This window comes from Ruegeria sp. TM1040 (assembly GCF_000014065.1).
Lineage (GTDB): Bacteria > Pseudomonadota > Alphaproteobacteria > Rhodobacterales > Rhodobacteraceae > Epibacterium.
Map to the genome: position 1 here is coordinate 2,601,422 of NC_008044.1, position 21,595 is coordinate 2,623,016.

Sequence of the window (21,595 nt, forward strand, 5' to 3'; positions counted from 1 at the left end):
CATTGGCGCAGCCGAACGAGAGGGTCCTCCTCGCCCGACGGAGAACACGCCACATTTCAGATTGTAGCGGCAAGTTCAGCCATCAAGGTCTGCACCAGGGCCTGCGCGGGCATAAACCGAGCGCGATCTGCGCCCATGCCTGCCCACTGCGAGCCAAAACTGCTGACGCCCTTGGCCGTTGCCACTGCATTCAGGGCTTTGCCAAGATCATAAGCGCATGGGTAGGCTGGAATTTCTGCAATCGGGACATCTGAGGCCCATTCGGTGAAGGCATTGCTGAGACATCGCGCCGGACGACCGGAGATCGCTGCGGTCATCACCGTCTCATCTCCAAGCGCCAGCCTGTCCCGATAGGCAGCATCGGCGTTGCTCTCCGGGCAGCCGATAAACGCGGTGCCGAGCTGTGCCGCGACTGCCCCCGCCGAGAGCGCCCGCGCGATCTCCGCGCCCGTCATCAGGCCACCGGCTGCGATCACCGGCAGGGTGGTCTGTTCGGCCAGCACCGCAACCAGCTCCAGCAGGCCAAGGCGTGCATCCAAGGCGCCAGGTTCAAAAACACCCCGGTGGCCGCCGGCCTCCCACCCTTGTGCTATGATCCCATGCAGCCCCGCCGCTTCGATCTGGCGGGCCTCCTCCAGCGAGGTGGCGCTCGCCAGCAGTGTCAGCCCTGCGGCCTTCATGGCGCTGATCTGATGGGGCTTGGGCAAACCAAAGTGGAAACTCACCACCGCAGGCCGCAGGTCCAGCACCGCCTCGAGAAATGCGTCTGTATCCCGAAAACTGGTATATATTTCAGATAGCTCTTTGGGTGGCTCCGCCTGCATGCGGGCAAACAAAGGCGCGCTGCGTTGGATCCAGCGACCCTCGATCTCAGGGTTGCGCTGCGGCGTCTGATGGCAAAAGAAATTCACATTGAAGGGCCCATTGGTCAGATGCTGCAGCTCTTCGATCTGCTTGCGAGTCGCGCTAGCATCCAGGGCCCCCACCCCGATCGAACCAAGCGCGCCGGCGTCCGTCACTGCTGCTGCGAGCCTCGGAGTTGAGACCCCGGCCATCGGCGCCTGTATCAGAGGCAGCGAAATCCCAAGACGATCCAGAAAAGCCTCTCCCTTGGTCATAGCAACATCCCTCCGCCGTGTGATCTCGATTGCCATCACAATGGCTCAATGCAGCCGGGAAGGCCACTCCGACAGGGTCGGAGAAAAAAGCCCCTCGCTTTTCGGGCGAGGGGCAAGTCTTTCGAGGGAGTCTTGAATTGACCTTGCGGTCAGGGAGGAAGGAGATCGCACGTGGCGACCTACCAGGTTTCCATGCCTTTTTCGGCAAAGGCATGAACGAGAAAGTCAATGAATGCGCGCACCTTGGGTTGGGTAAAACGCCCCGGCGGGTAAACCGCATAGATCCCGAGCGTTTCGACTGGCAGCGAGGGCATCACGTCCTCAACCAGTCCTTCGGCCTTGGCCTCAGCGTAAAGATAGCTGGGCAGATAGGCGATCCCCAAACCAGAGATCGCTGCGTTCAGGAGCGACTGGCCATCGTTCACCGAAAGCCAACCTGTCGAGCGCACCTGTCGCTTCTCGCCCGAGGGCGCGGTCAGCTTCCAGACGTTGCCGCTGGACTGGTTGGAATAATGCAGGAGCTTGTGCTCGTTCAGATCATCAATCTTCTGCGGTCGGCCATATTTCTCGAGGTATTCGGGGGCGGCCACCATCCGCTTGGTGGTCTCTGTGAGCTTGCGCGCCCGAAGTGAGCTGTCTTCCAGCTCTCCGATGCGCAACGCCATGTCAAAACCTTCGGAGATCAGCTCCACGAAGCGATTGTTGAGCACCATGTTGACCGTAATATCGGGAAAATCGCGCAGGAAATCCGACAGCACCGGCGAGAGATGGTTGACCCCAAAATCTGTCGCTACGGAGATCCGCAGAAGCCCGGAAGGCGCCGATTGCATCGAGGTGACCAATGCATCGGCCTCGCCTGCGTCATTAAGCACCCGGCGCGCGCGATCATAATAGGCAAGGCCGATCTCGGTAGGAGAGACCCGCCGCGTGGTGCGGTTCAACAAGCGCGCGCCAAGGCGCGCTTCGAGACTGGACACATGTTTGGACACAGCCGACTTGGAGATTCCCATCTTCTTGGCGGCGTCGGTGAAGCCACCCTGATCCACCACATTGGCGAAGGCTTCCATCTCGGTCAGTCGGTCCATCTCGCTTTCCTCGTCGCACATTCTGTATCTTGCTCTTCCTGCGCTGCAAATCGGGCAAGAACGGGGCGCGCTTGGGATAATTGCGGGGTTTTCGCCGGATCGTTCGGGTTCAGGAAACAGGGCACAAAACACTTCGCTACAGGCCGAAACCTTCGATCTCCGGGTTGGTGTAGTCGCCTTAGGCACCTGAAACACAAAGGAAAGACCAATGCTGACATGTGTTATCCGTTATCAGATCGACCCGACCAAACAGGATCAGTTCCGCACCTATGCGCAAAACTGGGGGCAGGCGATTCCGCGAAATGGCGCAGAGCTCATCGGCTATTTTGCCCCGCATGAGGGCTCCACGACGCTCGCCTATGGGATCTATTCCATTCCCTCGCTGGCCGCATACGAGGCCTATCGCGCCCGCCTTGCCCAAGATCCTCTCGGTCGAGAGAACTACGCATTTGCGCAAAAGGAAAAGTTCATTTTGCGCGAGGACCGCACATGGCTCACACTGGCGTCCAATCCCCACGGCAGCGCAGGAGACAGAGCGTGATTGCAGTCATATTCGAAGTTACCCCCGCAGACGGCATGACCGACGCCTACCTCGATCATGCAGCAACGCTGCGGCCCCTGTTTGAGGATATGGAGGGCTTTATCTCAGTGGAGAGATTTCAGAGCCTCACGACGCCCGGCAAACTCTTGTCGCTGTCCTTCTGGGAAGATGAAGCGGCGCTGGCGCGCTGGCGCAAGATGGAGAAGCACCGGGCCGCGCAGGCAAAAGGACGGAGCGGCTATTTTGCGGACTACCGGTTGCGCGTGGCAGGTGTGATCCGGGACTACGGCATGATGGAGCGTGAGCAGGCTCCAGAGGACAGCCGCGCCCTGCATGATCGACCCGGGACATAAAAACGGACAACTGACCGTCGGTCAGGAATGCATCACAGATCCATCAAACTCCCGTTCGGGGCCGCACCACGCTGCGGTCGCTGCCCTTATGGCGCCGACGTGTCTTCGGCGCGCGCACAGGCGCTTGCGAGGGGGGCACCGGATGCATAGAGCCGCTGGCGCTTGGCAGCGGGCACGCCTAGAATGCGCAAGCTTCGGGTCGGCATGGGATCAGACACTGTGGCAGAGGAGACAGATCCCATCTGTCTCTCGTCGGAGAACTAAGCTTGATCCTGCCCCTTATGATTTTTCTGGCTCCGCTCGCCTATAGTCCGGGACCGGGCAATCTCTTTTTCGCCGCAGCTGCCGCCAGACTAGGGCTGCGTGCGACCCTGTTGGCCCTGGCCGGATATCACATTGCCACCCTCATCATCACCCTTGCGATCGGGATGGGCGGATTTGCTGCTCTCGCGCAACGGCCCATGGCCTTCGAGATCATCAAGACCACGGGCGCAGCCTATGTCCTCTGGCTGGCTTGGCGGTTTTTTCGCGCCACTCCGATAGAGGGGGACCAACCGCAATCAACTGTCCGCTTCTCCGACGGGGTTTGGCTGTTGCTGCTCAACCCCAAGGCTTATGTGATCATCTCGTTGATGTTCTCGCAGTTCCTCTCGCTTGATGCTGGACACAGATGGCACGAGATCTGGATCATCAGTCTGGTGTTTACGTTGAACAATCTTCTTGCATTCACAGTTTGGATTCTTGCGGGGACGCAACTGCGGCGCGTCTTTTGCCATTCTGTGCAAGCGCGAGGGATCAACACCGCCTTTGCATGCCTCTTGGTCGGGATCGCAATATGGATGCTTTTCGGATGATGTGTGCTCAGGGGCGCACCAGAACCGCCTCGACGCGGCGGTTGATTTCGCGCCCCTCCTCGGAAGTGTTGGGCGCCAAGGGAGCCATATATCCGGCCCCCGCCACCTGAATGCGCGCACCGTCGACCCCGTAGCGCGTGATCAAACGCTCGCGCACGCTTGCGGCCCGGCGTTCAGAAAGCGCGATATTGCCCTGCAGCCCCCCAACCGTATCGGTGTGACCCACGAGCAAGATGACCGCGCTTTCATGATCGCTCATGAAGGTCGCAAGGTGCTTGAGGCTATCATAAGGCCCCTCGCCCACCTGTGCCGACGCCGTATCGAATTCGAGATCCAGCAGCGGGACATGGCCCTGCAACTGCAAGACATCCCGAAGGGCGCCGGTGCTCAGGCTTCCACCCTTTTTGATCGCATCAACGAGCAGAGCTTGTTCCAATCCGTTCTCGGTATTGCTTGCGGCACCCTGTGCGCTGGCATCCGCTTGGATGGTGTCGCGGTCCACAGGCTGCGTGCTGGGGCCCAGTGCGGGCAGCGTTTGCGGGCGCAAAAGATGCGCCGGGTCATGACGCTCTATGACTTGAACGTATATGGAGCCCCCCAGCCGGGACACCAGAAGCGACACCGCCGTCCCGGATTGAGGCTCCTGCGCTGAGAGAAACTCGTAGTTTGAAAGGTTGACTGCCATATCCGGTGCAGGGATCACCTCGATCCCAAAGCGAAACCCAAACCCGCCGCAGGCCTGCGCCGTGCAGGCATAGACTTCCTCAAATCCTCGCGCGGTGAGCGCGTCCCGGATTGGCGCAAGCACCTCCAATGGGCTGAGGTCCGCGTCGATCCGCCAACTACGCCGGTGAACCCGCCCCTCAAGGGCTCGGGTGGGAACATCATCGCCGGACACCGGACCAATGGGCAACAGCAAGGTATCAAGCGGCGTCTCTTGCGTGCGCAACAGCTCCGGTGCGCCGGGCAGAGGGATCTCGACCGTGGCCGCCTGCACCGCACCTCCGAACAACACGACCGCCATGGACGCAAAAGACAGCGCAACAAGCGCAGCCTTCAGATCCATGAGAGAGCCAGCCTTCGTGGTCACCGAAACTGCCCGTGGTATTCTGCGTTTGGCATCATGGCAGTGGCGCTGGCGACACGGTTTGTCATGTTGAAGAAGCCGGTGACATTGGCAATGTCCCAAATGTCACGATCGTTGAAACCGTGGCTGCGCAGCACCTCGCGGTCCGCCTCTTCGATCTCGGCACTTGCGCGGGTCATCTTGGCTGCGAAGTCCAGCATCACGCGCTGACGCGCATCCAAGGGGGCAACACGATAGTTCATCACCAGCATCTCGCCCAATTGCGGATCTCCGGACAATTGTCGCACTGCCGCACCATGGGCTACGAGGCAATAAAAGCACTTGTTGATCGAGGAAACCACAACCGCGATCATCTCGCGCTCCAGCTTGGAGAGTTGGCTCTCCCCAAGCATCAGATCATTATACATCGCCGTGAAGGCATTCAGCTTCTCGACGTTAAAGGCATAAGCCTTGAGCACATTTGGAACCATGCCCAGCTTCTCTTGGCAGATCTCGAAATATTTCTGTGTCTCGTCGGGAAGTGGATCAGCCATGGGCAGGTCTAGCGCGGTTGGCTCCTTTGGTTTCGTCATTTCAACGCCCTCCTCCGGCGCGTGGTCTTCTAGCGTTTGATCCGGTAGTGATAACCGCCAGCCTGCTGCATCCCCAGACGGGCATAGAGCGCATTGGCGCCAGCATTGGCACGGGTACACAGGACCGCAAGCTCGGTTGCGCCTTGCTCGGCAGCCCAATAGGCGGCTTGCCGCATCATCCAAACGCCCATGCCCTTGCGCCGTTGATGCGGCAGGATCTCAAGCGCATGCAGCATGGCAATACCTTCATGCATCCCGACAAAGGCTGCCCCTGCAGGTTTATCGTCCCAACGCCCCAAGATCGAAGTCTTGGGACGAGTTGCCCGCTCCATGATGGCCAGACGTTCAGGTCCAATGCCACCAGTGGCCCAGATTTCTCGCTGGATGGCCAAGGGCTCCCACAGGCAAAACGTCGTCACCCGCGGGATTTCGACATCCGTCAACATTGACGGTGCGACCGTCCAGAGGGCGACCGGGTCCATCACCGCATAGCCCAAGCGTTCCAACTGACCGTCGAGCGCGTCTTGCCCATCGCGGATCATAAACAGGCGCGGCTGGTCGAAGTCCTGCATTGCCGCTTCGGCTTGGGCGATCTGGGCGTCACTCACCAAGGCGTCGCAGGTTGCGGCACTCACACGGCTCCCTCCGCCTGCACCGACGCGCAAAGTGATATCGCCTAGCTTTTCGCATCGCAGACAAGGCCATGTGGCCTCTACCACATCATAATATTTGGGATCGGTCTGCGCCTCTGTCACACGCCGAGATCCCGTGCAAGCTCTGTGATTGCGGCGTCCACACGCGCGCCTTCTGTTCCGCGCACAACGACATTGGCGCCAAAAGCACCGTTGACCTGAAACGGGTAGCAGCCAATCGAGAGGTCGCCAAATTTTTCTGCCAGCGCCGACAAGGTCGCGGCAATCTCGCCCTCCCCGCGCTCCACACGCAAGGTTTGACTCAGGAGGGGCTTACCCCCAGCCAGAGTGGCCAGAACGGTTTCCACCATTGCCTGAAACACCGCCGGCACCCCCGCCATAACGTGAACATTGCCCAAGGTAAAACCGGGCGCGCGCGATACGGGATTGTCAATCAACGCGGCCCCATCGGGTATGCGGGCCATGCGCAAACGCGCCTCGTTCAGCTCTGCGCCTGTCTTGGCGTAATGCTCTTCGAGGATCGCGCGGGCATCGGCGCGCACATCAATCGCGGCCCCAAAAGCCTCGGCAATGCAATCTGCGGTGATGTCATCATGCGTGGGGCCAATCCCGCCAGAGGTAAACACATGGTCATAGGCCCCTGACAGCGCTTTGACGGCAGTAACGATTGCAGCCGCGTCGTCGCTCACCACGCGGACTTCCTTTAGGTCAACGCCGTGTTTGGCCAATTCGCCAGCGAGATAGTACATATTTGCATCGCGTGTGCGCCCAGACAGTATTTCATCCCCGATCACAAGCATCGCGGCGGTGGGGTTGGGCATGGCTCGTCTCCTGTGAGTTTTGCGGCGTCCACCAAGAGGATAGCCGCCCCGACAGTCGGTGCAAGCGGATTGGGCCTCTGACGCTTTGACAGCGCGCGGAATATGGCCCATCACCACGGCATGAGATTTCCGACCCCCTTGATCCCCGCGACCTTGATCAAACGCTACAAACGCTTTTTGGCGGATTGCCGGCTTGAGGACGGCCGCGAGATCACGGCCCATTGCGCCAATCCAGGCTCGATGATGGGCTTGGCCGAGCCGGGCATGCGGGTCTGGCTGGAACCCAACGACGACCCGAAGAAAAAGCTCAAATACGGCTGGCGGCTGGTGGAGCATACGAATGGCCATTTCACCGGTGTCGATACATCTGTTCCAAATCGTGCGCTCAAAGCCGCGCTGGAGGCGCACGAAATTGCAGAATTCGCCGCCTACTCCGAGGTTCAGGCCGAGGTGAAGTACGGGCAGAACAGCCGGATCGACTTTTTGCTGACGGATGCGAAGCTGCCGCGGTGCTATGTCGAGGTCAAAAGCGTGACACTGTCACGCCAGCCGGGCCTTGCGGAGTTTCCCGATAGCGTCACCGCGCGGGGGACCAAACACCTTCGCGAACTAGCAGCTATGGCGGAAGCCGGCCACAGGGCCGTGATGCTCTATCTCGTTCAGCGTACGGATTGCGACCGCTTTGCTCTCGCCGCTGATATAGACCCAGCCTACGCTGCCGAGTTCGAAACCGCCCACGCCAAAGGCGTTGAGCGGCTGGTGATCGGCACCACCATCACGCCAGAGGGCGTAAAAATAGGCGATATCCTCCCGAGCTAACCCCAAAAAGACGCCTCTGTCGCGGAGCCGCGCGCAGCCCTCGACCAGAGGCGTTTCGCCCAAGATCCGAGCAAAACCACCGCATTTCGGTCCTCGGGGCAGCGAAAGAGGCACCGCTGCCTCTGGCTCTTTGGCGATGAAACCCCTAAATAGCAGTCAAACAAACGTGATGGAGCACGCCCAATGAGATCCAAGACCGGCCGCACCACCAAAGACGGCATCCGCATCTATGAGCAAGCCGACTTTGCTGGCATGCACAAGGCAGGTGCGCTTGCGGCCAAGATTTTGGACGACATCGCGGCGCATGTGTTTCCGAGCCAGACCACAGGCGAGATCGACCGGATCATCACCCAGATGGTCGAGGATGCCGGCGCGACCTCGGCCACCATCGGCTACAAAGGTTACCAGCACGCAAGCTGCATTTCGATCAACCACGTGGTGTGCCACGGCATTCCCGGGGACAAAAAGCTCAAGGACGGGGACATCCTCAATATCGACGTCACGGTGATCGTCGATGGCTGGTTTGGGGATACCAGCCGCATGTATGTGGCAGGCAAGCTGCCCCGCAAGGCGGAACGCCTGATCCAGATTACCCATGATGCCCTGATGAAGGGGATCGAAGTGGTCAAGCCCGGCAATACCTTCGGTGACATCGGTCACGCGATCCAGTCCTATGCGGAGAGCCAGCGCGTGAGCGTGGTGCGCGATTTCTGCGGTCACGGCCTAGGTCAGGTCTTTCACGCCCCGCCAAACGTACTGCACTACGGCCGCCCGGGTACTGGGCCGGTGCTCGAAGAGGGCATGTTCTTCACCATCGAACCGATGCTGAACCTTGGCCGGGCCGAAACCAAGGTCTTGGCCGACGACTGGACGGCTGTGACACGCGATAAATCGCTGTCGGCACAGTTTGAACATTCTGTTGGCGTGACATCTGACGGGGTGGACATATTCACGCTCTCGCCCGCAGGCCGGTTTCACCCGACGTACGACAAAGACTGACCCTGACGGGGCAAGGGGCGCTGCCCCTCTGGCCCTTACGGGCCATTCACCCCGGGATACTTGAGGTTAGAAGAAAGCCAAGCCTGCACCCCAGTGCAGGCTTTTTTGTTGGCCTGTGTGGTGATGCAGCGCTGCAAGGCGGCGGGTGTGACCTCTACGTACCCTGCGACCAGAGAAACGTCACGTGCGTGTCGCCGTATTTGCGCTGATCGTCCAAATCGAATCCCTGAGGTGGGGTCATGGGGGCGCTCTCTTCCCAGACGACAAGCGCGCCGGGTGCAATCCAGCCGCCGTCCCGCAGCGCGTCGAGCGCCTTGTGCCCAAGCGATTTTCCGTATGGCGGATCCAGAAAGACGAGATCGTGACCCTCGGCTGGATTTTGTCCGAGTTTTAGCGCGGAGCGGCGCAGGATTTGGCAGCTTTCGCCAGCGCGACACAGGTCAATGTTTTTGCGGATCAACCCCTGCGCCACCCGACCATCATCGACAAATGCGACGCTCTCGGCCCCGCGCGACAAGGCTTCGAGGCCGAGCGCGCCCGTCCCGGCAAAGACGTCCAGCACCCGCGCGCCCGAGACATCCATCTTGTGCGCCAGGACATTAAACAGGCTTTCGCGGACCCGGTCGGTGGTCGGGCGCAAATGCGCGCCCGCATCGCCCTTGCCCACGGAGGCGAGGGCGCGGCCCCGAAACGCGCCGGCAATGATCCTCATGCCTTGAGGAGCGGCTTCAGATCCGCTTCGGGATCGACCACAATCGCCTTGTCCGCCGTTTTTCCGGCTTCGATCAAGCGTTTTGCTACCATGTAAGCGCGTGGATCATTCATCGCATCCACAGCCACCAGTTGATCCCCGGTGTAATACCAGAAGGACATGGAGCCATCTGCGCCCTGACGCGTCACAACATTGTCATAGCCTGAATTCAGACCCGCAATTTGCAGTTTCACATCGTATTGATCCGACCAGAACCAGGGCGTAGCCACATAGGCTTTTTCTGCCCCTAGGAGATTTTCCGCCACCACTTCGGCCTGATCAATTGCGTTTGGCACGCTTTCCAAGCGGATTCGCTGGCCCTTATACGGAAAGGATGCGCAATCGCCTGCGGCCCAGATTGCCGGATCCGAGGTGCGGCCCAGCTCATCCGTGCGAATGCCGTTTTCGATCTCGAGCCCCGCGTCTGCGGCCAGTTCAGAGGCTGGGGTGATCCCGACACCAACGACCACAAAATCCACATCGAGACGGGTGCCATCCGCCAGCACCGCGCAGGTCACCTTGCCTGCGTCTCCCTCCAGATGCGACAGGCCCACGCCCTCGCGGATGTCTACACCTTGCGCGCTGTGCAGCGCGCGGAAGTAATCGGAAGTCTCTGGCGCGGCGACTCGTTGCAAAATGCGGTCCGCCATTTCAACCAACGTGACTGATACACCCCGTTTGGCGCAGACCGCGGCCGCCTCGAGGCCGATATAACCGCCGCCGACAATCAATGCGCGCGCGCCATCCGTAACCGCGGGGGCCATCGCGTCTACATCCTTAAGGTCGCGCACAACATGCACACCGCCCAAATCGCCACCGATGGCAGCAGGCAGGTGACGTGGGTGCGACCCAGTCGTGAGCACAAGCTGATCATAGGACAGCGTTTCGTCGCCGATCTGCAAAGTCTTTGCAGCCGCGTCGATCGCATCCACCTTGGTACCAAGACGCAGGGTGATGTTGTTCTCGGCATAAAAACTCTCGGGCCGCAGAAACAGGCGCTCAAGTTCCATTTCACCCAGCAAATAGGCCTTGGACAGCGGAGGGCGTTGATACGGGAGCACCTTCTCGGCACCGATCAGGGTGATCTCACCGTCAAATCCGCATTTGCGCAGCTTGGCAACCAGGGAGGACCCTGCCTGACCTGCGCCAATCACAGCGATATGAGTCATCTGGGCTCTTGTCTCCTGATGCAGTTGATATACCGTTCGAGCGAACCCTACATGGAGGGCGCGCCGGGATGCAATTGCACAAAATCGCCAGGGCGCCCCAGAGAGCATAAAGGATCGACCACATGATATCTGTTGGAGACAAACTCCCCGAGGCCACCTTGACCCGACTGGGCGCCGAAGGCCCCGAAGCGGTTGCGATCCAAGACCTCGCCAAGGGGCGCAAGCTGGCCATTTTCGCTGTGCCGGGCGCCTTTACTCCCACTTGCCACTCTGCGCATGTGCCGAGTTTCATTCGTACCAAGGACCAGTTTGCGGCCAAAGGCGTTGACGAAATCATCTGTATCTCAGGCAACGATCCCTTCGTCATGAAAGCCTGGGGCGAGGCCACCGGGGCAACCGAGGCGGGAATCACCATGCTGGCAGATGCGGAGTGCAGCTTTACCGATGCAATCGGGATGCGTTTTGACGCGCCACCAGCCGGGCTCATCGGGCGTTCCAAACGCTACGCAATGATCGTCGAGGATGGTGAGGTAAAAATCCTGCACCTCGAAGAAAGTCCGGGAACATGTGAAGTGTCTGCTGGTGAAGGGCTGCTGGATGCGTTGTAATCGGGTCAGTTCGAACCGCCCGTATTGCTAAGGCTTTGTACAAAGACGAATGACTGACGCGCACAGCACCGCGAAGCACCCCGCCGCGATTATGGCCGAGGTACTGGATGAAATCGACGCCGCGCGCACCTTCGTGGCGCGCGACGATTCCTTTGACAGTGCACAGGCACTGAGGGTGGCGCTCAGGCGATTGCGTAGCGGGTTGACCCTGTTTCGCCCGATGCTTCCCACCGAGCACAACAAAGCCCTCCTTGAAGAGGCGCGCTGGCTGGCAGCAGAGGTCACGCGTCTGCGGGATCTCTACTTGCTATGGCAAGATACATTGACCCCGGCGCGCGTCGCCTTGCCGGACAACACCGCCTTGCAGAGCCTCGAGGTGCGCGTCCTCAATCGCATTGAAAAAGAGCGTCAGCAGCTTCGCACGCTGCTCGTGAGTGACCGGGTTCAGGCGCTGATCGCGCAGGGAAACGAAATGCGCGACACTGAGTTCTGGAAGCCGGCTGCGCATAGTCCTGAGAAGCTCGAAGATCTCTGCATCGAGACCCTTGATTTGCGCCTCAGCCAGGCTCTCAAGCACGGAGAGACCCTGAAACGCCTGGATTCCCAGGCACGCGACAGCTTCCGCAAGAGCCTGCGCAAGCTACGGGCGACGGCTGAATTCACTCAGTCGATGTTTCCCTCAAAAAAGACCAAAGCCTTTCTCAAACAGCTGAAAAAGCTGTTGGATTCCATGGTCGCAGCGCGCGATGCAAGTGCCGTGCGTGACCGGCTCGAGGATCTGATGCAAGATATGGAAGAGGGCTCGGCAGAGCGCCATATCGCGCAGGAGTTGATCAAAGCCAAAGAGGCAGGGGTCGGGCTCGATCACAAGCGATTGCAGAAACTCTGGCGCGCGACGGTTGGCTTGCCACTTCACTAACCCCTGGCGCGGTGCCCTCGTGGCGCAGCGCCTCGATGCTTGAACACCGTCTCTGACCTGAAGAACGCGATGAGACTGCGCGCTGGCTGCCTAGCGCCTTCCGATCTGGCGCACCTGTTGTGTCCTTACCGCTCTCTGCAAGAGCTAGGAGGTCAGACCATCCATCTTTCGGGCGAGCTTTGCATCGAGGGAGCTCACCCCGCCGACGTCATGGGTGGTCAGAACAACCGTCACTTTGTTGTAGATATTGCTCCATTCTGGATGGTGATTCCATTTTTCCGCCCAGATCGCGGCCTTTGTCATGAAGGCAAAGGCCTCCACAAAGTCCGCAAACTCATAGGTTTTTCGAATCGCATCTCGTCCTGTTTCAAGTTCCCATCCCGTAGCGAATAATGGCTCCAGCAGGGGGCCTCGGGTTTCATCGGAAAGCTTCTCGGTCATTCCTGTTCCTCCACATGGGTCTTCTTGAACGGCCCATAGGAGGTGAGGATCTCGATCTCTTCTCCTACGGCAGCCCGTTCTGCCTCCAGATATTGTTCGATAGCTGCACGAAACCCCGGATCTGCGACCCAATGCAGGCTGTGGGTCTCGGTTGGCAAATAGCCACGCGCCAGTTTGTGCTCGCCCTGCGCGCCAGCCTCGACCCGATCCAGTCCCATCTCGATGGCAAGATCGATCGCCTGATAGTAGCACAGCTCAAAGTGCAGGCAGGGGTGATGTTCCATGCACCCCCAGTACCGGCCATACAACGTCTTGGCCCCGATAAAGTTCAGCGCACCCGCGACCGGCACGCCGTCCCGCTCAGCCAAGACCAACGCCATGTCCTCGGCCATTGTGTCATGGATGATTTCGAAAAACGCACGCGTCAGATAGGGCGTGCCCCATTTTCGGCTGCCAGTATCCTGATAGAACCGCCAGAAAGCATCCCAATGCTCGGAACGCAGGTCTGCGCCGGTGTAGGTTTCGATACTGCCGCCAAACCCCTGGGCCTGTTTGCGTTCCTTGCGGATGTTCTTGCGCTTGCGAGATGAGAGCGCCGCCAAGAACGCCTCGAACCCCGCGTAGCCGTCATTGAGCCAGTGAAACTGCTGAGAGCTGCGTGACATCAGGCCGATTTCGCGCCCGGCCTCAGCCTCGTCGGAGGTGCAGAATGTCACATGAAGAGAGGACAGCTGATTGTCAGACGCCAATTGTACCGCGCCCTGAAGCAAGGCGGAGATGCCGATTTCTTCATAGCCTGGACGCACAAGAAATCTGCGTCCGGTGGCCGGGGTAAACGGCACCGCGACCTGCAGCTTTGGGTAGTAGCGCCCACCCGCTCGCTCATAGGCATGCGCCCAATTGTGATCGAAAATATATTCGCCCTGACTGTGCCCCTTGGCATAGAGCGGCGCGCAGGCGACCAGTTGCCCATCGAGATAGCAGGTAAGGTACTGCGGCTGCCAGCCGGTCCCCTGCCCTACCGAGCCGCTGTCTTCGAGCGCGCTCAGGAACCGGTGCGTGGTAAAGGGATCAAGCGGTCGCCCGCCGGCCTCAGCCTCTGGGCAGGCACAGGCGTCCCAGTCCGATGCCGCGATCTGCGACAGGCTGCTCAACACCTGGATTTCGATTTGCGCCTGATCCATCTTGCCCCCGTCGTCTTCTTCCCTATTTGGGCGCCGGACGCGTCCGATCAAGCGCCGAAGGCAGAAAGATAGTTTTCAAACGTGACGTTATCGACGAGACTGGCGATCTCTGCCTCCTGCGCCGGAGTGCGTAGGGTCCAGGACAAGACGGGCACCCCAGCGGCGCGCAGGCTGCGCACCCGGTCACAGCCCACGTCACTCGCCTCGTGACTGATAAAGCTCGCGCTGACACGCTCGAAGTCCGGAATGTCTCGCAATTCGTCGCAGCGCGCCGGCGACAGCGGCGCCCACTCGAGCGGATCATAGGCGCTAGTGGTCAGGCCCCGCGCCAAATGGGGCGCGAGCCGCGCCACTTCGGCCATGCTGTTGGGATTAAAGGACATGAGCGCGACATCGCCCTGATAATCGCGCAAATCCGTAATCGCTGCAGCCTCCAGCGCCCCTACATTTGTCCCCATCGCGCCGTCCTGATCCTTGATCTCGATCAGAAGCGGCACCTGCCCGGCCACCAGTTCCAGAACTTCGGCAAAGCTTGGGATGCATTCACCGTCCCCATGACGCAGCGCGATAGTGCCGAGCTCCACCGCGGTGCGCGCGCGAACGGGACCGGTGGCATCCGTCAACCGGTCGAGTTCATCATCGTGAAAGACCATCGCCTGCCCGTCGGCGGACAATTGCAGGTCGATTTCGATGCCATACCCCGCCGCGATTGCCGCGCGGATGGCGGCGCGGCTGTTCTCGGGGCAATTTTCGTCAAGACCATGCAGCGCTCGATGCGTGATCGGGCGCTGCAAAAAGGCCAAAGGCAGGCGTGGGGCTGTCATGAGGGGTGTCAGACTTCGATTTCAAACACGCCGTCGATCTCGACCGCGACACCCATTGGCAGCGACGGCGAGCTCACAGCCGAGCGCGCGTGACGGCCTGCATCGCCAAGGATTTCGACCAAAAGATCGGAGGCACCGTTGACCACCTGCGGCTGCTGCGTGAAATCGGCGGTCGAGTTCACGAAGGCGCCCAGTTTCACAACGCGCTTCAGCTTGCCGAGGTCGCCCCCACAAGCCGCCTTGACCTGAGCCAACAGCGACAGAGCGCAACGTTTTGCCGCGGCCTGACCCGCTTCGACATCGAGATCCGCACCGAGACAGCCGGTGATCAGACCATTCTCATCCGCAGAAATCTGTCCAGACACATAGACCATGTTGCCGGACACGACAAAAGGCACGTAGTTCGCAGCCGGAGCCGGGGCCTCTGGCAGGGTCAGACCGAGAGATTGCAGTTTCGCATCGATGCTCATGATTGGGCTCCTGTATCAACGTCCGTGTGTCATTTCGCCGGACGCTACAGTGGAAGCCTCAGCGGGAAAAGAGGCAAATGCGACCCCTTTGGACAGGTTTCTACGCGTTCCTCAACTTTCGCGGAACGCGCGTACGAAATAGTCCGAAAGTGGTTTTACAAGATAGGCCAATGGCGAGCGATCAGCAGTGCGGATAAAGCTTTCGACCGGCATCCCCGGGATGAGAACCGTGCCCTCCGGGAGCCGATCCATTTCGCCCGCATTCAACTCGATCTCGGCGCGATAGTAGGAGGCCCCGGTGGTTTCGTCCTGGAAAGCATCCGCCGAAAACAGCGTCACCGATCCAAACAGCTCCGGCGTTTGGCGCTGATCCAGCGCGGGCAATCTGATCGAGACCGCCTGGCCGACATGGATCTGGTCAATATCCGTCGGCGCAACCCGCGCAGCGATCACCAGGGGTCGGTCCTGCGGCACCAGATAGAGTACAGGGTCGGCGGGCCGGATGACGGAACGTGGGGTGCGCACACTCATCCCATAGACCACGCCCGAAACAGGCGCGGTAATGTCCAGACGGCCCAGTCGATCAATCAGAGAACGGCGCGTTTCAATCAACTCGAGCTCTCTGTAGCGCAGGTCGCGCAGGCGGGTGATGGCCTCCTCGCGGCGCTGATTACGGAGCTTCAGCGCCTCGATTTCGATCTCGGTGATGCGACCGCGTGCCTGCGCCTCACTCGCAATCAACTCGCCCAGCGTCCCTTGCAGGTTGGCCTGATTGCGCCGGAGGTTCAGCACCACCGACGCCTGCGCAAGACCTCGATCCAGCAGGGACTGCTGGTTGCTGAGCTCTTCTTTGATCAGAACCAGCTGTTCTCGTGTGGCCTCCTGCTGGGCGCGCACGCCAGTGATCTGATCCTCGATCTGGACCGCGCGCTTTTCAAGTTGCTCCACCTCGCGGCGCACCGACTCGCGTCGGGCGCGAAACAGGCGGGCTTGCCCTTCGACGAGTTCAGCCACTTCGGGGCGTTGCTGCGCCAGCGTCAGGAGTTCTGCATCAAAGCTGATGGTGTCCACCTCATCGCGCTCGGCCTCGAGCCTGCCTCGGCGGGCCATCATCTCAAACAACTGTCCTTCGGTAATCGTAAGCTGCGAGCGCAGGTCCACCGCGTCAAGACGAACCAAGGTCTGGCCAGCGGTGACCAGATCGCCTTCGTCCACAAGAATGTCTTCCACGACTCCGCCATCGATGTGCTGCACAACCTGACGATTGCGATCCACTTCGATCTGGCCAGAGGCGACAACCGCCCCGGCGATATTGGAAAAAACCGCCCAGGTACCAAAGCCGCCAAGCAGAATGATCACACCCAACGCGCCCGCGATCAGGGCTCCGCGTACGGACCAGCTTTTGTGCGCTGTCTCAGTCATTGGGTCGATCATCGAGGGCCTCCCTTCAGCGCATTTGCTCCCTGAGCCGGGCGGCGCGCACCAGAGGGTTGCAGTTCGCGGTGATTTGCAACCATTTTCCGCAGCACCTCATCTTTGGGGCCAAAGGCCACCATCGCGCCTTGCTCCACGACCAAAAGCTTGTCGCATTCCTGAATGGCAGCGGGACGATGGGCCATGATGAGAACAGATTTCCCATGTGATTTCAGCCTCTTGATTGCATTATTCAAGGCAACAGAGCCATCATTGTCTAGATTGGAGTTCGGCTCATCCAGGATCAGGATCACCGGGTCGCCATAAAGGGCCCGAGCCAGGCCGATGCGCTGCATCTGACCGCCAGAGAGGCGACCACCGCCAGAGCGCACCTTGGTGTCATAGCCGTCGGGCAGGCTCACGATCATCTCATGCGCCGCAGCGGCCTTCGCGGCCTCGACCACCGCCTGCGCGTCGGGGGACGAGGCGAGGCGGGCAATGTTCTGCGCGATCGTACCTTCAAAGAGCTCTACCCGTTGCGGCAGATACCCGATGTGATCCCCGAGCACCGAGGGATCGTATTGTGACAGCGCTGCGCCATCCAGGCGCACGGTCCCAGCCGCCGCACGCCACGCCCCGGTCAACACGCGCGCAAGGGTAGACTTGCCGGATCCCGAGGGGCCGATCACGCCGATGGCTTCGCCCGGCTCCACCCGAAAAGTCACGTTGCGCAGCAACGGGCGCGTCTCGCCGGGGGCGGTGGCGGCGACCGCCTCGACCTCCAGTTTCGCCTTGGGCTTTGGCAAGGCTGTCCGAATAGGCTCTGGCGGGGTCTTGCTCAGGAGGGTTTCAAGATTGCTCCAGCCCTTGCGTGCGCGCTGCACCAGAGGCCACTGCCCCAGACCGACCTCAATCGGTGAGAGCGCACGTCCCAAAAGGATCGAACCCGCGATCATTGCGCCCGCACTTACCTCGCCCTGAAGCGTCAAATAAGCGCCAAGACCAAGCATCGCCGATTGCAAGAACAGGCGCAGGGTTTTGGTCACAGTGCTGAAGCTCCCGGTGACATCCGACGCGACAACGTAATCCGCCAGCGCCTTGTCTCGAGCGTGTCTCCAACGCTGGAATGCGGATTCGCGCATGCCCATGGCCTGAATCATCTCCGCCTCGGTGCGGATCTCTTCAGATTGAAGGGTCGCGTGATGACCACTGACCATCGCGGCTTTGCTGGGGGCCGCGCTCAAGAGCTGATTGAGCAGCGCAATCGCGATCAGCACGCTGCCACCTCCAATCGCCAGCATCCCCAGCCACGGGTGAAACAAGGCAATCCCCGCCAAGAAGATTGGGGTCCACGGCAGATCGAATGCGGCCATGAGACCGGGAGAAGCAATAAATTTCTGCACGCTCTCCAGATCGCTCAGGCCCGTCTGCGCCTCGGGATCATTGGCAATCGCCGAGCGCCGGATCATTGCATCAAACACACGCTTGTCCAGCGCCGCCTGAAACCGCGCCGCGACGCGACGCATGATCCGCCCGCGCACGGCGTCCAAGAGCCCCATCATCGCATAGAGGAAAATCACCAACAGAGTGAGCGCCAGCAGCGTGGCCTCAGATCGGCTGCCCAAAACCCGATCATAGACCTGCATCATATAGAGCGGTCCGGTCAGCATCAGCATGTTGACGAATGCGCTGAACAGAGCAACCGTCCAATAAAGTTTGCGGCTTTGACGGCGTACTGCCAGAAGCTCTGCGCGTCCCGCGTTTGCAAATTTGTTGTTCATAACTTTCCAGTACAGCGCCTCTACACTTCCTTATAAAGCCTCGGCACTCATTTCAAAGAGTGACTGGAATCTGTTCCATATCTGTCACATTATATGGCTTTGCTGTGATCCGGGCTGGGAAGTGACGCAAAGATTGCTAAGTGACCCTAGGATGCGTGACCCGGCGCCAGTTATAACTGAATTGGTAGACATGATTGCCCTGTTTAAAAAATCCGTGACCGCGATGGCCTTTTCCGCGGCGGTCCTGACTTCGGCCTGTGCCACCCAAGACCCTGCCGCCAAGGCCGCCGGTGAGATTTTCGACCCCTACGAGAATACAAACCGCTCCATTCACCAGTTCAACAAAGGGCTCGACCGCTATGCGTTCCGCCCGGCGTCCAAAGGCTACGTCGCTGTGGTTCCGCCCGATATGGTTACGGCTTTTGGCAATTTTGCCGAGAACCTGTCCAAGCCTGGCGACGCAGTGAACTATCTGCTACAGGGAAATTTCAAAGGTGCTGGGCAAGCGCTGGGGCGTTTTGCCGTGAACACCGTCCTCGGGATCGGTGGGCTTGGCGATCCCGCATCTGATTTCAAGATGCCCGAAGCCCGGACCGACTTTGGTGAGACCCTGCATATCTGGGGTGCGGGCGAAGGCGCCTATGTGGAGCTGCCCGCTTATGGTCCCTCCACCACCCGTGATGCTGTCGGGATCGTGGTCGACTTTTTCACCAACCCGCTCAGCCAGTTTGAGAACAATCCCGCCGAAGACCTGCAGATCCCGGCCGAGATCGTGGATCAGCTTGGCAATCGCGGTACATATTCCGACACGATCGATTCGATTCTTTACGAGAGCGCCGACAGCTACGCACAGGGCCGCCAGATCTACCTGCAGAACCGCCGTTTCGAGCTGGGGCAGGAAGACGTGAATTCCGAGATCGATCCGTTCGAACTAGATACCGGAGGGTTCTAAGCCATGCTTCGCCGTCACTTCCTCGCCTCGCTTGCAGCGGTTGGCGTATCCACCACAGCGTTGCCCGCCCTTGCGCTCAATGAAAGCTCGGCGTCGGCCCTGATCAACGGTCTTGTGTCCGACATCAACAAGGTGATCGCCTCTGGCAAGTCAGAGCGCGCCATGTACGGCGATTTTGAGCGCATTTTCCAACGCTACAGCGACACCTCCTATATTGCGGCCTACGCGATGGGTGTGGACGCCCGCCGGGCCACCAACGCTCAGAAACGCGCTTTCTCCAACGCGTTCCAAGGCTATATCGCCCGCAAATACGGCAGCCGTTTTCGCGAATTCATCGGCGGTCGCCTTGAGGTGACCGACGTCAAGAAGGTCAAGAGATGGTACGAGGTCTCCTGCGTTGCCTATCTGCGCGGCCAATCCCCGTTTGAGGTCACTTTCCATGTGTCAGACCGTTCGGGCAAGGATCTGTTCTTCAACATGTTCATTGAAGGCGTTAATCTTCTGCTCACCGAACGCACCGAAATCGGCGCGATGATCGACCGCAACGGCGGTGATATCGACAAGATGATCTCGGATCTCCAGAAACTAAGCTGACCTGTTCAGACCTCATAAATAAGGCCCCGGAAGAGTGCGCTCTTTCGGGGCTTGTTGTTTGGCAATGAGATCTGAATGTAGGCAAGCCATGCTTGATCACTCAAGCGCGCGCGGAAACCCACAGACTCTGGTTAGCCGTGATCCTTGAGAAGGCGTTGTTTCTGGCGTGACCAATCGCGTTTGGCCTGGGCTTCGCGCTTGTCGTGGTTCTTCTTACCCTTCGCGATGCCGATCTTGATCTTCGCCATGCCACGATGGTTGAAATAGAGAACCAGCGGCACAAGAGTCATCCCCTTGCGCTGGGTTGCGTTCCACAGATCCGCCATTTCCTTGCGCGACACCAAAAGCTTCCGGCGGCGGCGCTCTTCGTGCTTGAAAACCTTCGCCTGCTCGTAGGGCGCGATATAGGAATTGACCAGCCACAGCTCGCCTTCCTCCACCGCAGCATAGGACTCCGCGATGTTGGAGCCACCCGCGCGCAGGGATTTCACCTCGGACCCTTCAAGCATGATGCCGCATTCGAGATCCTGCTCGATCGCATAGTCAAACCGCGCGCGCCGGTTTTCAGCTATGACTTTGTAATTCGGGTCTGTCTTTTGTTTCGCCATGGGGCGCAGATGTAAGTCGCCGAGCAACGGCGTGCAAGATCACCTGATGCACAAAGCAGGCATTCTGTGCTGCAAAGGCCATGCTCGGCGCGCTTTCACGCCTTCTGTCGCTGATTGCGCAGAAGCGTAAAGATCCCGCTGCCCACCACCAAGGCGGAGCCCAAGAGCGTCATCACATCCGGGCGCTCTCCAAATACTGCAATTCCTAGCGCCATGGCAAAGACAAGCCGGGTGTAGCGAAACGGCGCAACCACAGAGATTTCTCCGGTCCGCATCGCGCCCGTAAGTGCCATATAGGCCAGGACCCCGACCGCCACTGCCGCCGCGAGCGTGCCGCTCTGCGCAACGGTTGGCCAAACTGCTCCGCCCGTCCAAGACAACAGGATCACGCCCGCAATCACCAGCATTGCAAAGCCAAAAAGCCCAAGCTGTGCATTGCTCATGGTTTTGGGAGCTGCGCGGGTCGCCAGATCCCGCCCCGCGAATCCAAGCATGCCCGCAACTGCGAGCAGAGAGGTGGCCTCAAATCCACTGAGCCCCGGGCGCAGGATCATCAAGACGCCGAGAAACCCGACACAGATCGCCAGCCATCGCCGCCAGCCCACGGACTCGCCAAAAAACACCACAGCCCCGGCGGTCACCACAAGCGGGGTGGCCTGCAAAATGGCTGAGGCCAGGGACAAAGGTGCCAGAACAATCGCCAGGGTGAAGAACAGACGCCCCGAGACTTCGGCCACAAAGCGCCACAACAGCGGACGCGTGCAAAACCCCGGGTGCCAGAGCGCGGAGCCTTGCGCACACGCCATGATCGCAAAGATCACCATCCCGCCCAGCCCAAAAAGGATCAGCACTTGCCCGGTGGGCATCGCAGCGGCGACCGACTTGATGATCATATCCTCGACGGCAAAGGCCGCCATTGCGAGCGCCATCAACAGGCTGCCTCGCAGGGTGTCACGTTCCATACTGAATGCCCTGATCG

General features: G+C 59.9%; 25 protein-coding genes. 9 read left to right on the forward strand and 16 right to left on the reverse strand.

What is annotated here, in order from left to right:
* Positions 1-56 precede the first annotated feature (56 nt).
* Both TM1040_RS16725 and TM1040_RS16730 read right to left on the reverse strand, forming a co-directional pair.
* Positions 57-1,118 carry an NAD(P)H-dependent flavin oxidoreductase gene (locus TM1040_RS16725; protein ID WP_011539778.1) on the reverse strand — a complete coding sequence of 354 codons (1,062 nt, stop codon included), beginning with the start codon at positions 1,116-1,118 and terminating at the stop codon, positions 57-59.
* 179 nt (positions 1,119-1,297) lie between these two features.
* Positions 1,298-2,203, reverse strand: a complete 906-nt coding sequence (locus tag TM1040_RS16730; RefSeq protein ID WP_011539779.1) for a LysR family transcriptional regulator — start codon at positions 2,201-2,203, stop codon at positions 1,298-1,300.
* A 208-nt stretch (positions 2,204-2,411) separates the two neighbouring features.
* Between TM1040_RS16730 and TM1040_RS16735 the strand changes: the two genes are divergently transcribed.
* The 3 genes from TM1040_RS16735 (at position 2,412) to TM1040_RS16745 (ending at position 3,951) form a co-directional block, all read left to right on the forward strand.
* A complete protein-coding gene (locus TM1040_RS16735) occupies positions 2,412-2,744 on the forward strand; it encodes an NIPSNAP family protein (protein ID WP_011539780.1) in 333 nt (110 codons plus the stop codon).
* A complete protein-coding gene (locus TM1040_RS16740) occupies positions 2,741-3,097 on the forward strand; it encodes an antibiotic biosynthesis monooxygenase family protein (RefSeq protein ID WP_011539781.1) in 357 nt (118 codons plus the stop codon). The genes TM1040_RS16735 and TM1040_RS16740 overlap by 4 nt, the downstream gene beginning before the upstream one ends.
* Positions 3,098-3,363: 266 nt before the next feature.
* Positions 3,364-3,951, forward strand: a complete 588-nt coding sequence (locus tag TM1040_RS16745) for a LysE family translocator (RefSeq protein ID WP_011539782.1) — start codon at positions 3,364-3,366, stop codon at positions 3,949-3,951.
* 7 nt (positions 3,952-3,958) lie between these two features.
* Here TM1040_RS16745 and TM1040_RS16750 read toward each other — a convergent pair whose 3' ends face one another.
* From TM1040_RS16750 to TM1040_RS16765, 4 genes are read right to left on the reverse strand one after another with little or no spacing between them, the layout of a single operon-like run.
* Entirely contained in the window at positions 3,959-5,017 is a 1,059-nt protein-coding gene (locus TM1040_RS16750; RefSeq protein WP_011539783.1) for an OmpA family protein, read from the reverse strand.
* 20 nt (positions 5,018-5,037) lie between these two features.
* A complete protein-coding gene (locus TM1040_RS16755; RefSeq protein WP_011539784.1) occupies positions 5,038-5,610 on the reverse strand; it encodes a peroxidase-related enzyme in 573 nt (190 codons plus the stop codon).
* A gap of 29 nt (positions 5,611-5,639) precedes the next feature.
* A complete protein-coding gene (locus TM1040_RS16760; RefSeq protein WP_011539785.1) occupies positions 5,640-6,365 on the reverse strand; it encodes a GNAT family N-acetyltransferase in 726 nt (241 codons plus the stop codon).
* On the reverse strand, positions 6,362-7,084 hold the full coding sequence (locus TM1040_RS16765; RefSeq protein ID WP_011539786.1) for a competence/damage-inducible protein A: 723 nt from the start codon (positions 7,082-7,084) through the stop codon (positions 6,362-6,364). Before TM1040_RS16765 ends, TM1040_RS16760 begins: the two co-directional genes overlap by 4 nt.
* A 120-nt stretch (positions 7,085-7,204) precedes the next feature.
* On the opposite strand from TM1040_RS16765, the gene sfsA reads away from it, so the two are divergent.
* A complete protein-coding gene (gene sfsA / locus TM1040_RS16770; protein ID WP_044026898.1) occupies positions 7,205-7,903 on the forward strand; it encodes a DNA/RNA nuclease SfsA in 699 nt (232 codons plus the stop codon).
* Positions 7,904-8,086: 183 nt separating this feature from the next.
* Positions 8,087-8,902, forward strand: a complete 816-nt coding sequence (map, locus tag TM1040_RS16775) for a type I methionyl aminopeptidase (protein ID WP_011539788.1) — start codon at positions 8,087-8,089, stop codon at positions 8,900-8,902.
* A 154-nt stretch (positions 8,903-9,056) separates the two neighbouring features.
* Here map and rsmD read toward each other — a convergent pair whose 3' ends face one another.
* Both rsmD and TM1040_RS16785 read right to left on the reverse strand, forming a co-directional pair.
* A complete protein-coding gene (gene rsmD, locus TM1040_RS16780) occupies positions 9,057-9,614 on the reverse strand; it encodes a 16S rRNA (guanine(966)-N(2))-methyltransferase RsmD (RefSeq protein WP_011539789.1) in 558 nt (185 codons plus the stop codon).
* Positions 9,611-10,822, reverse strand: a complete 1,212-nt coding sequence (locus tag TM1040_RS16785; protein ID WP_011539790.1) for an NAD(P)/FAD-dependent oxidoreductase — start codon at positions 10,820-10,822, stop codon at positions 9,611-9,613. Before TM1040_RS16785 ends, rsmD begins: the two co-directional genes overlap by 4 nt.
* Before the next feature lie 122 nt (positions 10,823-10,944).
* Between TM1040_RS16785 and TM1040_RS16790 the strand changes: the two genes are divergently transcribed.
* Together TM1040_RS16790 and TM1040_RS16795 are read left to right on the forward strand one after the other, a co-directional pair.
* Entirely contained in the window at positions 10,945-11,430 is a 486-nt protein-coding gene (locus tag TM1040_RS16790; RefSeq protein WP_011539791.1) for a peroxiredoxin, read from the forward strand.
* A gap of 49 nt (positions 11,431-11,479) precedes the next feature.
* Complete coding sequence (locus TM1040_RS16795; RefSeq protein WP_011539792.1) at positions 11,480-12,349, forward strand: CHAD domain-containing protein; 870 nt, start codon at positions 11,480-11,482, stop codon at positions 12,347-12,349.
* A gap of 144 nt (positions 12,350-12,493) precedes the next feature.
* Here TM1040_RS16795 and TM1040_RS16800 read toward each other — a convergent pair whose 3' ends face one another.
* The 6 genes from TM1040_RS16800 to TM1040_RS16825 all read right to left on the reverse strand — a co-directional run bounded on the left by TM1040_RS16800 (position 12,494) and on the right by TM1040_RS16825 (position 18,462).
* Positions 12,494-12,790: a 4a-hydroxytetrahydrobiopterin dehydratase gene (locus TM1040_RS16800; protein ID WP_011539793.1), complete on the reverse strand. Its 297-nt coding sequence runs from the start codon at positions 12,788-12,790 to the stop codon at positions 12,494-12,496.
* Positions 12,787-13,974, reverse strand: coding sequence for a GNAT family N-acetyltransferase (locus TM1040_RS16805; protein WP_011539794.1), 1,188 nt, complete (start codon positions 13,972-13,974; stop codon positions 12,787-12,789). The genes TM1040_RS16800 and TM1040_RS16805 overlap by 4 nt, the downstream gene beginning before the upstream one ends.
* A gap of 47 nt (positions 13,975-14,021) precedes the next feature.
* The gene (locus tag TM1040_RS16810; RefSeq protein ID WP_011539795.1) at positions 14,022-14,798 is read right to left on the reverse strand and encodes a glycerophosphodiester phosphodiesterase family protein; all 777 of its coding nucleotides are present in this window, start codon (positions 14,796-14,798) and stop codon (positions 14,022-14,024) included.
* A gap of 8 nt (positions 14,799-14,806) precedes the next feature.
* On the reverse strand, positions 14,807-15,268 hold the full coding sequence (locus tag TM1040_RS16815) for a RidA family protein (protein ID WP_011539796.1): 462 nt from the start codon (positions 15,266-15,268) through the stop codon (positions 14,807-14,809).
* Positions 15,269-15,379: 111 nt separating this feature from the next.
* Entirely contained in the window at positions 15,380-16,702 is a 1,323-nt protein-coding gene (locus TM1040_RS16820) for an HlyD family type I secretion periplasmic adaptor subunit (RefSeq protein WP_011539797.1), read from the reverse strand.
* Complete coding sequence (locus TM1040_RS16825; RefSeq protein ID WP_011539798.1) at positions 16,699-18,462, reverse strand: type I secretion system permease/ATPase; 1,764 nt, start codon at positions 18,460-18,462, stop codon at positions 16,699-16,701. Before TM1040_RS16825 ends, TM1040_RS16820 begins: the two co-directional genes overlap by 4 nt.
* A 190-nt stretch (positions 18,463-18,652) precedes the next feature.
* Between TM1040_RS16825 and TM1040_RS16830 the strand changes: the two genes are divergently transcribed.
* Complete coding sequence (locus TM1040_RS16830) at positions 18,653-19,414, forward strand: MlaA family lipoprotein (RefSeq protein ID WP_044026899.1); 762 nt, start codon at positions 18,653-18,655, stop codon at positions 19,412-19,414.
* 3 nt (positions 19,415-19,417) lie between these two features.
* On the forward strand, positions 19,418-20,008 hold the full coding sequence (locus tag TM1040_RS16835; RefSeq protein ID WP_011539800.1) for an MlaC/ttg2D family ABC transporter substrate-binding protein: 591 nt from the start codon (positions 19,418-19,420) through the stop codon (positions 20,006-20,008).
* A gap of 131 nt (positions 20,009-20,139) precedes the next feature.
* Here the strand turns inward: TM1040_RS16835 and smpB are convergent, their stop codons facing one another.
* Both smpB and TM1040_RS16845 read right to left on the reverse strand, forming a co-directional pair.
* On the reverse strand, positions 20,140-20,616 hold the full coding sequence (gene smpB, locus TM1040_RS16840) for an SsrA-binding protein SmpB (protein ID WP_011539801.1): 477 nt from the start codon (positions 20,614-20,616) through the stop codon (positions 20,140-20,142).
* 95 nt (positions 20,617-20,711) lie between these two features.
* Positions 20,712-21,578 carry a DMT family transporter gene (locus tag TM1040_RS16845; protein WP_011539802.1) on the reverse strand — a complete coding sequence of 289 codons (867 nt, stop codon included), beginning with the start codon at positions 21,576-21,578 and terminating at the stop codon, positions 20,712-20,714.
* Positions 21,579-21,595 lie beyond the last annotated feature (17 nt).